The sequence below is a fragment of the Bradyrhizobium genosp. A genome (genome assembly GCF_049949275.1).
GTDB lineage: Bacteria > Pseudomonadota > Alphaproteobacteria > Rhizobiales > Xanthobacteraceae > Bradyrhizobium.
In genome coordinates this window covers 7,012,701-7,028,731 of sequence record NZ_CP188196.1, presented here as the reverse complement: position 1 = coordinate 7,028,731, position 16,031 = coordinate 7,012,701, and the positions used below count along the sequence as shown (strand labels likewise).

At 56.4% G+C, this 16,031-nt stretch carries 15 protein-coding genes; 11 read left to right on the top strand and 4 right to left on the bottom strand.

Going from position 1 to position 16,031, the window contains the following annotated elements:
* Window positions 1-193: 193 nt before the first annotated feature.
* Window positions 194-1,909 (bottom strand): outer membrane beta-barrel protein, encoded by a 1,716-nt coding sequence (locus ACP2YP_RS33005; RefSeq protein WP_426420371.1) that lies wholly within the window; start codon window positions 1,907-1,909, stop codon window positions 194-196.
* 48 nt (window positions 1,910-1,957) lie between these two features.
* On the opposite strand from ACP2YP_RS33005, the gene ACP2YP_RS33000 reads away from it, so the two are divergent.
* Complete coding sequence (locus ACP2YP_RS33000; protein WP_426420370.1) at window positions 1,958-2,098, top strand: hypothetical protein; 141 nt, start codon at window positions 1,958-1,960, stop codon at window positions 2,096-2,098.
* A gap of 178 nt (window positions 2,099-2,276) precedes the next feature.
* Here ACP2YP_RS33000 and ACP2YP_RS32995 read toward each other — a convergent pair whose 3' ends face one another.
* Window positions 2,277-3,236 (bottom strand): class I SAM-dependent methyltransferase, encoded by a 960-nt coding sequence (locus tag ACP2YP_RS32995; RefSeq protein WP_426420369.1) that lies wholly within the window; start codon window positions 3,234-3,236, stop codon window positions 2,277-2,279.
* Window positions 3,237-3,244: 8 nt separating this feature from the next.
* Window positions 3,245-4,597 carry a radical SAM protein gene (locus tag ACP2YP_RS32990; protein ID WP_426420368.1) on the bottom strand — a complete coding sequence of 451 codons (1,353 nt, stop codon included), beginning with the start codon at window positions 4,595-4,597 and terminating at the stop codon, window positions 3,245-3,247.
* 1,160 nt (window positions 4,598-5,757) lie between these two features.
* On the opposite strand from ACP2YP_RS32990, the gene ACP2YP_RS32985 reads away from it, so the two are divergent.
* The 6 genes from ACP2YP_RS32985 to ACP2YP_RS32960 all read left to right on the top strand — a co-directional run bounded on the left by ACP2YP_RS32985 (window position 5,758) and on the right by ACP2YP_RS32960 (window position 11,121).
* Window positions 5,758-6,381 (top strand): hypothetical protein, encoded by a 624-nt coding sequence (locus tag ACP2YP_RS32985; RefSeq protein WP_426420367.1) that lies wholly within the window; start codon window positions 5,758-5,760, stop codon window positions 6,379-6,381.
* 26 nt (window positions 6,382-6,407) lie between these two features.
* A complete protein-coding gene (locus ACP2YP_RS32980; protein WP_426420366.1) occupies window positions 6,408-6,809 on the top strand; it encodes an SxtJ family membrane protein in 402 nt (133 codons plus the stop codon).
* Between the two features lie 7 nt (window positions 6,810-6,816).
* Window positions 6,817-6,969: a DUF5989 family protein gene (locus tag ACP2YP_RS32975; RefSeq protein WP_234684985.1), complete on the top strand. Its 153-nt coding sequence runs from the start codon at window positions 6,817-6,819 to the stop codon at window positions 6,967-6,969.
* A gap of 3 nt (window positions 6,970-6,972) precedes the next feature.
* The gene (locus ACP2YP_RS32970) at window positions 6,973-8,808 is read left to right on the top strand and encodes a carbamoyltransferase family protein (RefSeq protein ID WP_426420365.1); all 1,836 of its coding nucleotides are present in this window, start codon (window positions 6,973-6,975) and stop codon (window positions 8,806-8,808) included.
* Between the two features lie 94 nt (window positions 8,809-8,902).
* Entirely contained in the window at window positions 8,903-9,910 is a 1,008-nt protein-coding gene (locus ACP2YP_RS32965; protein ID WP_426420364.1) for an SGNH/GDSL hydrolase family protein, read from the top strand.
* Window positions 9,911-9,936: 26 nt separating this feature from the next.
* Window positions 9,937-11,121 (top strand): SGNH/GDSL hydrolase family protein, encoded by a 1,185-nt coding sequence (locus ACP2YP_RS32960; RefSeq protein ID WP_426420363.1) that lies wholly within the window; start codon window positions 9,937-9,939, stop codon window positions 11,119-11,121.
* Between the two features lie 76 nt (window positions 11,122-11,197).
* On the opposite strand, the gene ACP2YP_RS32955 is transcribed toward ACP2YP_RS32960, so the two are convergent.
* Window positions 11,198-11,749, bottom strand: a complete 552-nt coding sequence (locus tag ACP2YP_RS32955) for a hypothetical protein (protein ID WP_426420362.1) — start codon at window positions 11,747-11,749, stop codon at window positions 11,198-11,200.
* Between ACP2YP_RS32955 and ACP2YP_RS32950 the strand changes: the two genes are divergently transcribed.
* From ACP2YP_RS32950 to ACP2YP_RS32935, 4 genes are read left to right on the top strand one after another with little or no spacing between them, the layout of a single operon-like run.
* A complete protein-coding gene (locus ACP2YP_RS32950; RefSeq protein ID WP_426420361.1) occupies window positions 11,748-12,839 on the top strand; it encodes a hydrogenase small subunit in 1,092 nt (363 codons plus the stop codon). The genes ACP2YP_RS32955 and ACP2YP_RS32950 overlap by 2 nt on opposite strands.
* A gap of 18 nt (window positions 12,840-12,857) precedes the next feature.
* Entirely contained in the window at window positions 12,858-14,648 is a 1,791-nt protein-coding gene (locus ACP2YP_RS32945) for a nickel-dependent hydrogenase large subunit (RefSeq protein WP_426420360.1), read from the top strand.
* A gap of 17 nt (window positions 14,649-14,665) precedes the next feature.
* Complete coding sequence (cybH, locus tag ACP2YP_RS32940; RefSeq protein WP_426420359.1) at window positions 14,666-15,409, top strand: Ni/Fe-hydrogenase, b-type cytochrome subunit; 744 nt, start codon at window positions 14,666-14,668, stop codon at window positions 15,407-15,409.
* Window positions 15,410-15,426: 17 nt separating this feature from the next.
* Window positions 15,427-16,008, top strand: a complete 582-nt coding sequence (locus ACP2YP_RS32935; RefSeq protein ID WP_426420358.1) for a HyaD/HybD family hydrogenase maturation endopeptidase — start codon at window positions 15,427-15,429, stop codon at window positions 16,006-16,008.
* The last annotated feature ends 23 nt before the right edge of the window (window positions 16,009-16,031 follow it).

Sequence of the window (16,031 nt, the reverse complement as noted above, 5' to 3'; positions counted from 1 at the left end):
GTCGATGCTCACGCGCTGCAACACCTCAAAAGGCCTGGCCTTTATCTTGAGCAAATCAATGCAAGCTTTCGGGCTTGAAAGGCCCGAAAGCTTGCAACTTTATTCTACTGTCCGCCCGACGCGAGCGCCAGGCTCCGCGATTTCGTCATGTATAGTCGCTGCTTCCGAAGCTTAGAGCGGTGAGCGAGCAGTTTCAGTCAAACTTGTAAGAGGCCTGCAGGAACGTGCCCCATCGCTCCATGCGATAGTTCGCAGGAAAGACCCCCAAGGCAACAGGAGAGCTGCCCTCCCTTTGGGCTTGATTGGGGAGTATGTCGCTATGCTTTGGAGTCCACATGGCCCAATAACGGGCGCCGACGCCGAGGCTGAAATTATTGGTGATGAGATAAGACAGGACCCCTTCGACCTGCACACCACCGCCACCGCTCCCGCGTTGATCGCTGAAGTACGTCAAGTCTCGCAACAGATGGTTGTCGCGCCCCTGGAAGTCTGTCCAGGGCAGGTAAGCAACATCAGCGCTGACGCGCCAACGGTCGAGCAACGTGGTCTCGGCGCTGAGGCCGATGCGCAGCGCATTCCAATCAGTGTCCTGGCTGATGATGACCGTTTTACCGCCGACTGCTTGACGACGGCATGGCGCTGAAGACGCGATCTGCGTGCATCCTGTCGCGTCAGAGTTCTGGCCGTAATATGTCCAGCCCATAAACCCACCGACCCTGAAGGCGGTGCCGCGCAAGAAATCGTAGCCCGCATCGGCCGTGTAGTACATGAACCTTCCGTTCGCCTGGCCCGATGTCGTGTTAGAATACGCAATGTTGTCAGCAATGCCCCAATCTTCATCATTCATATTTCCGTTATTGAAGCGCCCGAAGCCGATATTGCCCTTCAGGAATATCCCCCAAGGGCTGTCCACACGTTCGAACAACTCACCGGCGATTCCATCCAGTTTGTGGTAGGTGAGCCTTGATACGAGATCGTCGCGCCCGTTGTCCCATTGAAACCTTCCTCGGCTCAGCCAGAATCGTGTGCCGCTTTCCAGTGACCATCCGCGAGTGAAGGCAACCGGCGGCGCGCTGACGGGCGGCGTCGTCCCGTATAGCGGCCCGTCGAACCATGCCGCCGTCCGTGGGTCGGCATCAAAATGGTAGTTTAGGCTAATTTTGCCGATGTGATAGCTGCTGGATAGGCTGGTGATGTTGGCTGGGACCTTTGCCAGCGGAAGCTGCACAGTCGGAGGGGTTGCCACACTCAGTCCGTCGAACCACAGATAATCGTACTCAAGTCCAACAGACCATGCAGGCGTGAGCGCTTGCTCGACGCCGGCGCCGATTGTACCGCCGACCCGACCATAATCGAAATGGGTGGCATTCTGCGGCGCCCAGCCGTTCGGGCGGCCTTTGTGATGAAATTCGTTGTTGTTGACGACATCGCCCTGAGTGCGTTGCCAACCTACGCCTCCCTTGAGATACACCAGCGTATGGCCCTGCGGGCCAAACGCATAACCCAGGCGACCGGTCCCGGTGATAAAGACGTTTGGATTCGCATTGCAGTTTGCGCTCACGACAAATCCGGAGGCGGCAAGACAGGTATTTGTGCCGTCCGACGCGGCGCCACTGGCATCCACTTCAACGCCAAAGACCCAGCGGTCCTTCTGCCAATTGTAGCCGATCTGGCCTCCCAGCAGGAACACTGGGGTATCGACGACATCCCCATAGATTGACGGACCATACGGATCACTGAATGATGTCTGGCCGTAGCCCCCGCCAACGTGCGCGCCGAAATATCCTCCGGTCCAGCTCCACCGCACCGGTGGGACTTTTACTGCCGGCTTAAGATCTGCCGAATTGACCGCTCCGCTTGCGACGAGCGCTGCTGTCGCGGCACTCCAAGAAAGAACTCCAGATCGCATGTCACCTCACGAAACACAACGCGCGCGCCAGCTTGGAACGAGGCCCGAATGGCCGATGTTGTTGGCGCCGCTTCCACGCTGCTTGTAGTGTGCAGGATCGAGGCCAGCAGACGCGATGCGCACCGCCTGCGGGTTTCGCTGGCGATGTCGTCTTCTCCTCTCAAGGATGGCGGATTTGAAACGCGATGAGTCTGATGACGGACACAAAGCGCGCGCCGCATGCTCGGCGATTCAGGATTGAATACGTCACCGCTCTCTTGCGAAATAGTTCATCTCTTGCTCCAGCGGCCTCGCAAGCTTGCAATTATTGTTCTTTGAGCTGGAAGGGCAATGCGAACCCTCAGCGGCCAAGGCGGCTAGTGAGAACTTACGTTCGAGGATCTCGAATGATTAAGCGCTTCGGGGGCGTAAAGTATCGATACTTGCCGGCGAGCGTGCCGTTAACGAATTGCAAGCCGTGATTGCCATAAATCATATCCTCACGCACGTATCCGTCGGATATGGCTTCTTGATTGTTGCCTCCAACTGTCTTCTGAGCGATTGTCATCATCTGCCCGCCTGACGGCCGACCAAACATTTCAATTGCAGCAGCGCGTTGTGTGCCAAGTTTCAAGGTATCAAACTGTTTGGCCGGGATTACTCCGGCTGCCTTAATGGGCTCAGCTCTCATTCGCGAGAGATTTTCAGATCCAATTGGCTTACGAGCCACAACTTTCTCGATGCAGTGAGAATGAATTGGAATGCCGGGGTGCGAGTCCCATTTAATGTAATGATCGGACCGTAAGATCTCCCAGCCGCCTTGCGAATAGATTGCCGCAAGCTCTCCACGCGAGAACGATTTCTTGTGACCGCATGCCAAACTCTCCTCAGGGATAGGATGATCTGCTTGATCAAGCGTGTTGGTGAAGCAGTGGAACCCTCCAGGCCGTGTCCGATCCATCAATTCCGTCACGAGCGGCCTCCAGATGGCCCGTTCCGTGAAATGCAACACGCAGTGCGCTATAAAGACGTCGAGGTAAGCAGGCGACTGGAACGTTTCAACAGGAGCGACAGCGCTCGTTATATTCACGCCAAGAGCGCCTGCGAGCCGATTCAGTTTGGAGATAGCGGATTCAGATATATCGCTTGCGATGACCTGATGACCAAACTGGGCCAAATAGAGGACGTTGCGCCCCTCGCCGCAACCCAGCTCGACAATCACACTCTTGGCGCGCAGAGCCGGGGTTATCTCGAAGATTTCGGGACTCGGGCCACCCATACACGACACGTCGTGGTTGGCGTAGCCCGAATCCCACCAAAAATGTGAATCCTTCGCCATCTTTTGCATGCCGGACCTTACGCTGCCTGATATTGCTCCTCGAGGGCTGCCATCCTGGCGGAGTAAAACATCCGAGCTATGATGCTGGAGTACTTAAGCCCCGTTCGAGTCAGTTGATAAGCGTCCCCATCTGCCAAATTCACGAGTTGCAAAGATTCAAGCGCCTCGAGTTCTTCGCCAAAATCAGCCGCGAGCGCTCGTTCGAATACTGCAGCATAATTACTTCTGCTCAAAGCTGATAACGTGAGGCCAAGCAGGACGTAACGACGCCGAAGATCTTCCTGCGTCAGCCTGATTCCGTGCGAAGCTATCGCGTCGGGATCGAAGGGGCGAGCCGAGAAGGCGTTGATGATGGGCGAAGCCGCACTCGAGGCTACGGCATAGTCCGTGCTACAATGATATTGGCCAAAATAGCTTCTGGCGCCGGCCCCCAGTCCTAGCAGGGGCGTTCCCTTGAAATCCGACACCTCCTGCCGGTAGGCATGATCGCCAGCGATCCTGGTGAAGCGTGTGAAGGATTCCTGGCGGTAACCTTTGGACGCCATCAGTGCAACGTTCTGATCGTAGACCTCATACTTTTCCGCCTCGGAGAGGAACAGTTCAGGATTGTGCGCCTTCGAGATAGTGATGCTCGTCATCGGACGAACAACAACGGGATAAAGAGAGAGTGTCTGCGGCTCATAGTCGAGCACCCGGCCAAGCGAAGAGATCAAAGAGTCTCGGGTTTGACCACGCAAGCCGTAGATCAGATCAAGATTGACGTGAGAGAAACGCGCGATGAGGGCGTTGATTGCCGCTGCTGCAGTCTGGAGCGAATATGGCCTGCCAGCGTGTGCAAGCTCGCCGGGCTCCATGCTTTGGATGCCCATGCTCATTCGGTCGACGCCAAGTGCCTTCAGGCAATCCAGGAGGTTGTTGTCGAAAGAGTCTGGCGTGCTCTCCACCGTAGTCTCACATCGCGGGCTTCGTTTTGGAAAGGCTGCATCGAGGGCGGCGAAAAGCGCGCCGAATTGATGCTGCGTCAGAAGGGTTGGAGTACCGCCGCCGAAATAGATACTTACAACCTCCCGATCTCCGAAGTATTCTCCATATCGAGCGATGTGCTCCACCAGTCGAGCAACGTAAGACTCCCCGGTCTCTTCTCCATGGCGCGTTGTAAGAAAAAGGGTGCAGTAGGTGCAGCGATAGCGACAGAACGGAATATGGATATAGATGTTGATTTGTTTTGAGCGATTGGCCTGCTCAACGAGATCAGTTATGCGGAGTGGCTGGGAAAAAGCCCGATATGCTCGCTTCGAAGGATAGCCGTAGACATAGGTTGGCAGCTCCTTGTTCGCTATGTTTGTCCGAAGAAAGTCTAGACGATCCATGACTTAACCCGTTGATTGCCGAAGCAGATGAATGCCTGAACGCCGTCTTCTCGAACGCCCTGGAAGCTGCTAATCCGCATTCATGATGGCGTTTGCGCCACTTATGTTCTTCAGATCCAACCGTGCGGCTTAGGTGCAAGGGACCAAACGGCGCATATATGGCTACAGCGGCTGCTACACCAATCCGTCAACTGCGCCCACAAACGGTCAAAGACACCTTCGAAGTTGCGATCGCCTTTTTCAGGAGTTAGTTCGGTCACACCATAGGGTGGCATATCGGTCTTCATTGTTAGCTCCTTCTCAAATGCGAGGATCAGTAAGTGAGGCCGGTTGGCAGCTCCTGCCGCCGCGCAATGAGCGAAACTCAAGAGTCGTGCCAATTTCGCAAGACGGGCCCCCAAAAAAAGTCGTTCTGTATTGTGTTCAGCAGATTAACTGCAGCGCAGCGGCACGTCGGCCGAACATCACTGTCGTGGACGCGACGCGATCGGATCCACTTGACCTCAGGATCAAGCACCTAGGCACTCGGGTCACCCGACGTAGCGATCATGTTCGATTACCCGAGAATTTCCGTCGTTCTCAGGCTACCGCCTTGAGATATTGAGTGCGGTAGGTCCAGGGCGGTAGCTGGTCGACGCGATTTGGCCGTCCGTTGATGATACCTATTAGTACATCGATGAACCAGGCGACAGGATTGGCGCCGAGCGCCTCAGGTTAAGCGGTCGTCTTTGGTAATCGCTCCAGCAGTCGATTCGGCGTCCCGCCCCCTAGGGGCGGCGCGATGCCGACGCTCCTGAGGCTATTTTTGCTGGATGAGAAGCTGAGGCGTCCGTTTTGTCCATTCACATTCGAGCGTTATCGGGCGACCTCGATCCGAACGAATCGATTCTGCAATCGCGAAGGCGGTGCTGTCCTGGTGAGCGCGCGCTGGTGACTGTCCTCACTACCAGCAAACGCAGGCTCTGTTGATGTCCGACGTTGTCGGGTTTGTAACAGCGGTCTGCGGCTAGGTCGGGATTACAACAATGTTCGGAGAGGCCGCTCGCGCGCACTATCTGCTTTCAAACGCACGGATTTGTTTCCCTGACGCAGTCTTGGCACGATCATTGCCAAACCTTGGCCGAGCGCTGTCAACGCCAACAGGGAACTCCGAGGGGAGCATGAGTACTGTCACCACTCGCAAGGTCGCAGACATCACGGGCAGCGCTAAGCAACCTATCCGCAATAAGCTGCTTATCGAGCAGGCGCTAAAGGTCGACCCGGATAAGACAGCGAAGAGGCGCGCTTGGCATGTCCGCTTCACTCGCATGCGCGTGAACGAGCCAGGCGGCGGCCCTAGGTTCATCCGCTGCAGGGACGCTAGGCAGTGCGACCTCTCAAAAGAGTTCGCAGCGGTATTTAGAACACTGCATTGTGCGGACGCACTAACGAGTTCTTCGGTGAAGAACGCTCTGCTCACGGTTGGTTTCGGATTTCATCGTTCTCTGTCCGCGACATTCGCGTCCAAGCGATTGGTCAGGACATGGTTCGGGATCGATCCATTGAATTGGCGCTCTGTCGCGCCTCTCGTCAACGTTATCCATATCCGCAGGGTGGCGGCGTTGTGGCAACCGGTCGATGATCTCGCGCGGTATCTACCTGTCCACGTCACAGCGATTCTGCAGCCATCCAACACAGGCTGGCTCTACGCGGAGACGAACGGAACCGTCGCGAGAGCAGTCGCCCTTGGAATGATGTCGTCCGGACGTCTGGCTCAGATCGCCACAGCGCGGCCATTCTTGTGAGTCGGCTACGTAGCAGGAGGCATAGCATGAGAGTGCCGGCCAAACTGCCGTCCAGTCGACGCTTCGGCCTGACATTTTGCGCCGTATTTCTTGCGTTGGGCGCATGCGCGGCCATCAAGGGAAGAGTCGCTGCCGCTTACGTGTCGCTCTTTGCGGTCAGTGTCGCTTTCGGCGGCATAGCATTGACCGTCCCGCGAATTCTCGCGCCGCTCAACCTACTCTGGTTCTACTTCGGCGAGCTGCTTGGACGGATAGTCAGCCCGCTGGTTCTGGGCATCATTTATTTCGGGCTTCTAGTACCGATCGCCTTCGTCGCTCGCGTGCTCGGGCGCGATGAGCTTCATTTGAAGCGACGACCGGTCGCAAGTTACTGGATCAGTCGTAGCCCGCCAGGTCCGACAGCTAAGTCCTTCACCCACCAGTTCTGAGGCGCATATGTTTCTCTTCATCAAGGAACTCTGGGCGTTCATGCGTGTTCGCAAAAAGATGTGGCTCGCCCCCCCAATTCTCCTCATGGTTGTCATAGCCGCTCTGCTAGTTCTGGCGCAAGGCTCTGTCATGGCGCCGTTCGTTTACACGCTGTTTTGACCAGTGAATATCCTGGGTATCTCAGCCTACTACCATGACTCTGCCGCTTGTCTCGTCTCAGATGGCGAACTGGTAGCTGCCGCGCAGGAAGAGCGCTTTACGCGGAAAAAACACGATCCAGGCTTTCCTGCCAGTGCGGCTCGTTACTGTCTCCGCGCTGCAGGGCTATGTCCAGCCGAGGTCGACTATGTCGTCTTCTACGACAAACCCTTTAGCAAATTCGAGCGGATATTTGAAACCTATCTAGCTTTCGCGCCAAAGGGATTTAAGAGTTTCGCAACGTCGATGCCGGTTTGGCTAAAGGACAAGCTGTTTCAAAGAACGTTGATTGCTGAGGCCCTGAAAGAGCACCTCGGGAGCGAAGTTGATTGGTCGAGGCGACTCCGCTTTTCAGAGCACCATCTCAGTCACGCAGCGTCGGCGTTCTTCCCGTCGCCATTTCACGAAGCCGCAGTGTTGACGATGGATGGTGTCGGAGAGTGGACGACAACCTCGCTTGCGATCGGCAAGGGAAAGGACCTATCAGTCTACAAGGAGATTCACTTTCCGCATTCGCTTGGCTTGTTGTACTCAGCGTTCACTTACTACATCGGTTTCAAGGTGAACTCCGGTGAGTACAAGGTAATGGGACTGGCGCCCTACGGCGAGCCAAAGTATGCGCATCTGATAAAGGAGCACCTGATCAACATCAAGGAGGATGGGTCATTCCACCTGGACATGAGCTTCTTTGATTACTGTACCGGACTAACAATGACCAATGGTCGCTTCGACACGCTATTCGGTGGTCCGGCCAGACGCCCGGAAAGTGGGTTGACGCAGAGGGAGATGGATCTAGCGGCCTCCATTCAGGCCGTTACCGAGGAGGTCGTCCTAAGGCTTGCAAAAGAAATCCGGACCACGACCGGCCAGAGAAATCTCTGCCTCGCGGGAGGAGTGGCGCTCAATTGTGTTGCGAACGGAAAGCTCATGCGGGAAAAGCTCTTCGACAACATCTGGATTCAGCCGGCTTCTGGCGACGCCGGCGGCGCAGTGGGCGCAGCACTCGCTGCCTACCATCTCATGCTTGAAAAGCCCAGGAGCATCCATGCGGGCGACAGCATGAACGGCGCGTACCTCGGCCCGGAGTTCAGTCAGCGCGAAATTGAAGAGCGTCTAGGAAAGGCCGGCGCGGTATTCACGGCCGAATTCGATGAGGCACTGATTGACAGTGTCGCACATGCTCTCGTCGACGGTAAGGCGGTTGGGTGGATGCAGGGTCGGATGGAATTCGGCCCGCGTGCGCTCGGCGGACGTTCCATCATTGCTGATCCCCGCTCACCGACCGTCCAGAAGCAGCTAAATCTCAAGGTGAAGTATCGCGAGTCCTTCCGCCCATTTGCGCCGAGTGTTTTGCGAGAGGACGTGTCGCAATGGTTTCAGCTTCATTCCGACAGCCCCTATATGCTCCTTGTGGCCGACGTGCTGAGCACGAAGCAGTTGCCGATGTCGGAAAAGCAAAAGCAGCACTTCGGCATCGATAAATTGAACGTCGTGCGCTCGGAAATTCCGGCCGTCACACACGTGGACTACTCCGCGCGCGTGCAGACTGTGCACAACACGACCAATCCGCGGTTTCACAGACTGATATCGAAGTTCAAGGAGCTAACCGGATGCCCTGTTGTCGTGAACACCTCATTCAACGTGCGAGGAGAACCGATTGTTTGCACTCCAGAGGATGCGTTCCGCTGTTTCATGGGAACGGAAATCGAAATGCTGGCCGTCGGCAATTCGCTCTTACGGAAAGAAGACCAGAGCAGGTCGTTGATGAAGGACTATCGTCGTTGCTATGAACTTGACTAGAAAGCGGGCCTTCAGGCTGTGCGCCAGGCAGCGGTCGTGATCTCTATTTCCTGTACGAACGATTTCGGCGCGCATTGCGAGGAAAACCATCCACATGGATGTCAAAACAAAAAACGCAATCTTCGGGATACTTTCAATAGCGACTAGCCTGATGATGGCTGCCGCCCTACTGGAATTCTATGTGCGTTTAACGCAGGCAGACGGCACCAATTTTGACATCGAAATGTGGCGTTACGCCAAAGACCTGAAAGCGGTTAGCGACATACCCGGTGCAGGGCACGAACATACCCCTGGAAAGCGTGGGTTTTACATGGGGGTCCCCGTAACGATCAACTCAGCAGGTTGGCGCGATCGCGAACATTCCATGGCGAAAGAGAATGGCACTGTTCGGATCATGATGCTTGGCGACTCCTTGACGTTTGGATGGGGCGCAAGACCTGAAGACGTCACATCATACCGATTGGAAAGGCTGCTGAATGCGAAGGAAAAAAAAGTCGAGGTCATAAATACTGGGATTGGAAATGCGAACACAGCTATGGAAGCAACGTACTTCATGAAGAAGGCGTACGTATACAAGCCTGATATTGTCGTACTGAACTATTTTATCAATGACGCAGAGCCCACACCGCGAAGAGCTGAGAATTTCCTTCTAGAGCACTTCTATTCAGCAGTATTCATCGCGGGTCGTTTCGATGTCCTTATGCGAACATACTTCGGCAAGGCTGATTGGCAGCACTATTACCGCGGTCTCTACCAAGAGAATGAACCCGGCTGGTTGGGTGCACAGGGTGCGTTGAAAGAACTTGCGAGCTATTGCAAGGCTCGAAACATCAAACTTATTGTGGTTAACTACCCGGACCTGCACGAGCTGTCTCCATACCCATTTCAAGGCATAACGAGTCTCGTAGCCTCCAAGGTGAAAGCTCTCGATATACCATTTCTGGACCTTCTTCCGGCTGTGGAAAATCAAGCTCCACAATCCCTCTGGGTCACGAAGACAGACTCCCACCCAAATGGTAAAGCGGCCGGACTCTACGCGGACTCAATTGCGAGAGTCCTAGTGACCCAAATTCCCCAAGAGTTTCGAGGGTCTGTAAATTGAAAGAATCCTCTTCCACGGAAAACCCTATGGGAGCAAATGATGCGCTGCTGAGAACATCCGTTGCGAGGACGAGGGTCATTCGCTTGACGGCCCTATTGATTGAAATATGGGTCATCCTTGGTGTTGCCCTTCTTTTCCTGACGATTCTGGAAGTATCGCTGACCCCTTACTACGAGAGAGCTGACAAGAGAGAACGTCAAGGTGCCGCCAAGGCTGCAGCCAATTCTGGGGTATATGCGGATGCCGACCTCGCGGAAGAGTACTTCAAAGAACTCACCGATGCTAAGCATCGGACGTGGGCTCCATATACGCAAACACGCGAAGCGGACTACAGGGGGAAGTTTATTAATGTAAACGACGGCACCAGAAGAACTTGGGATTCCGAGGCAATCAACGATGATGGGAGGACCAGGTTGAAAATATTCTTTTTTGGCGGGTCGACTTTGTGGGGGCTTGGATCTAGCGACGACTTCACCATTCCCTCACTTGTCGCCAAAATGTTAGCCGAAAATGGAATCGGCGCCAAAGTCACAAATTATGCGGTCATTGGGGATGTAACTACCCAAAGCTTGATTCGCTTCGTTATCGAATTGAGAAAGCGGAATGTTCCTGATTTGGTGGTCTTTTACGGCGGATCGGTTGAGGCTTTCTCCGCTTGTTATGAAGGAGAACCGGGCGTTCCGCTTGGCAACTCAAACCTCGAAAAAATATCTCCTAAAAGGGAGGCAAAAGCGCGCATAAGTATAAGGTTAGAAAACTTCGCGCTGATAAGACTGCTCACCGGCAAAACACAGCTCGCAGGCTGCTCGAAAAAATTGGACGTGCTGTCCGACGGAGCTCTGGATGTCTATCTAGGTAATGTTCGGTTTATAGAGGCGATTTCAAGGAGCTTATCCTTTAAAACATTATTCTACCTTGAGCCCCAGTTGGCCGATAAGACACACAGGACAAAATATGAAGAGGATCAGCTTTTAAAATCAGAGAAACGGTTTCCAGGAAAAAACGATCTTTACTCTCTGATGAGAAGCAAGTTGGTCAAGAGAGAAGATGAGAGTTTGGAGCAAAACGTGATTCATGACTTACGTACGATCTTTTCCGATGTTACCAGCCCAATTTACATGGACGGCGGGCATTATGCCGAGGAGGGGAATGAACGGATATCTCGGAAGATCGCAGCCGACATATTGGCACTATATGCTCCCGTGAAGTGAACAACAGAGCTGGTCCCGGTTGTCTGATCAGAGTTTTTAGCGCACCGCTCCGCACTCGCCTGAGTCTGACTACTACTTAGACGCTGAAGACCGTGCCGCCTACAGCGGCCCGTCGGCATCGAAGGAAATACGCGAAATTCCAGGTGGTCGGCGCATTGATCTGATAGCGCTCGATCCTGCCATCGCCGACCCCATCCAATGCCTGGCTGCCGTGCGCGGCCTCGACCAAGCCGACATAGGCATCATCAGGCGTTTCGCGCGAGTTGTGGCAGAACGGCTGTTCGATGAAAGCGACATTGAGCCGGAGAATGAGCAGGGAGACGATGACTTCCAGCCGGTTGTTTGGCATCTCCCTGTTCGCGGCATGTTGCGGGAGAAGTGAGTTCGCGAACGATCTCTGCAAGATATTTCCGAATCGTTCGGTATGCTTCCCGTAAACCTCGTTGCCAGCTGCAATCGAATTGTTCCGTTTCTCACTGTCGCGATCTCTTCCCGCACTGTGAATTGGGCGGTTCAAAATCCGTAACATCTCGGAGCGTCCCCAGTATCCGCGCGCCGCTTGCGGCTGGCCTGCTTCTTGCTGTCCTTGTTGCAGCGATAAGTCAAAGCCGAAGACGGGAGGGGTCATGGGCGCGGCAATGGAAACATTTTACAGCGTGATCAGGCGGCAGGGGATCACGCGTCGGAGTTTTCACAAATTCTGCAGCCTGACGGCGACAAGCCTCGGGCTTGAGCCGTTGGCGGCGGGTCGCATCGCCAACGCGCTCGAAACCAAACCGCGTGTGCCGGTGATCTGGATGCATGGTCTTGAATGCACCTGCTGCTCGGAGAGCTTCATCCGCTCCGCGCATCCGTTGGCGAAGGATGCCGTACTGTCGATGATCTCGCTAGATTATGACGATACCATCATGGCGGCCGCAGGTCATCAGGCGGAAGCGATCCTCGAAGAGACCCGCGCCAAACACAAGGGCCAGTACATTCTTGCCGTGGAAGGCAATCCGCCGCTGAAGGAGGGCGGCATGTTCTGCATCGACGGCGGCAAGCCCTTCGTCGAGAAGCTTAAGCTGATGGCCGACGACGCTATGGCGATCGTTGCCTGGGGCGCATGCGCGTCTTGGGGGTGCGTGCAGGCGGCCAAACCCAATCCGACGCAGGCCACGCCCATCGATCAGGTCATCACCAACAAGCCGATCATCAAGGTGCCGGGATGCCCCCCGATCGCCGAAGTGATGACCGGCGTCGTCACCTTCATCACGACCTTCGGCAGGCTGCCCGAGCTCGACCGCCAGGGTCGGCCGAAAATGTTCTACTCACAGCGCATTCACGACAAGTGCTATCGGCGATCGCATTTCGACGCCGGGCAGTTCGTCGAGGAGTGGGACGACGAGGCGGCGCGCAAGGGCTATTGCCTCTACAAGATGGGCTGCAAGGGCCCGACCACCTACAACGCCTGCTCGACCGTGCGCTGGAACGGCGGCGTGTCCTTCCCGATCCAGTCGGGCCACGGCTGCATCGGCTGCTCGGAGGACGGCTTCTGGGACAAGGGCTCGTTCTACGATCGCCTGACCAACATCAAACAGTTTGGCATCGAGAAGAACGCTGACCAGATCGGCATGGCTGCGGCCGGCGCCGTCGGTGCCGCTGTGGCGGTGCACGCGGCCGTCACCGCCGTGAAGCGGCTCGCCTCCAAGCGCGAAGACGCAAATCAAGATCATTAGTCGTCAGGGAAAGTAACGATGGGTATCCAGACACCCAACGGATTCAAACTCGACAATTCCGGCAAGCGCATTGTCATCGATCCGGTCACTCGCATCGAAGGTCACATGCGCGTCGAGGTCAACGTCGACGCAAATAACGTCATCCGGAACGCCGTATCCACAGGCACGATGTGGCGCGGCATCGAAGTCATCCTGAAGGATCGCGATCCGCGCGATGCCTGGGCGTTCACCGAACGGATATGCGGCGTGTGCACCGGCACGCACGCCCTGACGTCGGTGCGCGCCGTCGAGAATGCGCTCGGAATCACCATTCCGGAGAATGCCAACTCGATCCGCAACCTGATGCAGCTCGCGCTGCAGGTGCACGATCATGTCGTTCACTTCTATCACCTGCACGCGCTGGATTGGGTCGACGTGGTCTCGGCGCTCTCGGCCGACACGCGGGCGACTTCCACGCTCGCGCAGTCGATCTCGAACTGGCCGTTGTCATCGCCCGGCTACTTCAAGGACCTCCAGACCCGCCTCAAGAAGTTCGTCGAGTCGGGGCAGTTGGGTCCTTTCAAGAACGGCTACTGGGGCAGCAAGGCCTACAAATTGCCGCCCGAAGCCAATCTGATGGCTGTGGCGCATTATCTGGAAGCGCTCGATTTCCAGAAGGAAATCGTAAAGATCCACGCCATATTCGGCGGCAAGAATCCTCATCCGAACTGGCTCGTCGGCGGCGTACCCTGTCCGATCAATGTCGACGGTACCGGGGCGGTCGGAGCCATCAACATGGAGCGGCTGAACCTGATCTCGTCGATCATCGATCGTCTAACTGAATTCAACGAGCAGGTTTACTTGCCTGACGTGGCGGCGATCGGGTCGTTCTACAAGGATTGGCTCTATGGCGGTGGTCTTGCGGGCAAGAGCGTGCTCGCCTATGGCGACGTGCCGGAACACGCCAACGACTACTCCTCCAAGAACCTGAAGCTGCCGCGAGGATCCATCATCAACGGCAATCTCTCGGAGGTGTTTCCAGTCGACCATGCCAACCCCGACGAAATCCAGGAATTCGTCGTTCACTCCTGGTACAAATATCCCGACGAGACCAAGGGCCTGCATCCCTGGGATGGCGTCACCGAGCCGAACTACGTGCTCGGGCCCAATGCGAAGGGCACCAAGACGGCGATCGAGCAGCTCGATGAGGCCGGCAAATATTCCTGGATCAAGGCGCCGCGTTGGCGAGGCCACGCCATGGAGGTCGGTCCGCTCGCGCGCTGGGTCGTCGGTTACGCGCAGAACAAGGCCGAGTTCAAGGATCCGGTCGACAAATTCCTGAAGGACCTCGACCTGCCGCTGTCGGCGCTGTTCTCGACGCTCGGCCGCACCGCGGCGCGCGCGCTGGAATCGGTCTGGGCCGGTCGCCAGATGCGCTATTTCCAGGATAAGCTCGTCGCCAATATCAAGGCGGGCGATAGCTCGACCGCCAACCTCGACAAGTGGAAGCCGGAGAGCTGGTCAAAGGAGGCCAAGGGCTTTGGCTTTACCGAGGCGCCGCGCGGCGCGCTCGCGCACTGGATCAAGATCAAGGAAACCAGGATCGACAACTACCAGTGCGTGGTGCCGACCACCTGGAATGGCTCGCCGCGCGATCCCAATGGAAATATCGGCGCATTCGAGGCCTCCTTGATGGATACTCCGATGGTGAATCCCGAGCAGCCGCTCGAGATCCTTCGCACCATACATTCCTTCGATCCGTGCCTGGCGTGCTCGACGCACGTCATGAGTCCGGATGGCCAGGAACTGGCGACCGTCAAGGTCAGATAAACCAGGGGTGAAGCACCATGAGGGATGCGGTTGAACGTCTCGCGGAATCAGAGCCGGATCTCGCCGTGATCGCAGCGGACGCGGTCAGTGAACATGCGATCGGGCGTCCCACCGCCTATGTCCACGAAGCACCGGTGCGAATCTGCCACTGGGTCAATGCGTTCTCGATCGTCGCGCTGATGGTGACCGGCTACCTGATCGGAATGCCGTTGCCATCGGTGGAGGGTGAGGCGTCGGCGAACTTCGTCATGGGCTATATCCGCTTCGCCCACTTCGCGGCTGGTCAGGTACTGGCAGTGTTCTTCATCACCCGCGTCTTCTGGGCTTTCGTCGGCAACCATCATTCCCGGCAGATCTTCTATCTGCCGGCTCATCGCAAGCAGTTCTGGCGAGAAATGCGGGATGAAATCCGCTGGTACGCGTTCCTGGAACAGGAGCCGAAAATGTATGATGGCCACAATCCCTTGGCGCGGGCCGGGATGTTCACGGGCTTCACGCTGTTCGTGGCCTACATGATTATCACCGGCTTTGCGCTCTATTCGGAAGGCAGCGGAATCGATAGCTGGCAGCACAAGCTGTTCGGCTGGGTGTTCGCGATCTGGCCGAACAGCCAGGATGTGCACACCTGGCATCATCTCGGCATGTGGGCGCTCGTGACGTTCGTCATAGTGCACGTCTATGCCGCGATCCGCGAAGACATCATGTCGCGTCAGGGCATCATCTCCTCGATGGTCTCCGGCGAACGGCAATTCCGCGACTGAAGCCGGAAACGAGGCCTATGCCGACATCTTCAACAGACCGCATTCTGGTGCTCGGCATCGGCAATATCCTGTGGGCCGATGAGGGGTTCGGCGTACGGGCGGTGGAGGAATTCCACCGCCGCTACGTCGTATCGGACAATGTCACCATTCTCGACGGCGGCACGCAGGGCCTCTACCTCGTCAGCTATCTGGAAGAGGCCGATCGTCTGATCGTGTTCGACGCGATCGACTATGGGCTCGTGCCGGGAGAGTTGAAGCTGGTGCGCGACGAGGAAGTTCCGCGTTTCACGGGAACGAAGAAGATGAGCTTGCATCAGACCGGATTTCAGGAGGTCATCAGCGCGGCGGATCTGCTCGGGCGCTGCCCGAAGCATCTCGCGTTGATCGGCTGCCAACCGCACGATCCCGAAGACTGGGGCGGCCCTTTGACCAAGCCGGTGAGCGACCAGATCGGGCCGGCGATCGAGCTGGTCTGCGCAATCCTGGCTGAGTGGGGCGCAACGGTGAGTCCGCGCAGCGAGCCGCTGCCGGAGTCCGAACGGCTGCTCGCCAACGATATCGACCATCAGCACTACGAGATGAGGATGCGGCCGGTCTGACCGGCGTGCGCGACCGGAGACGC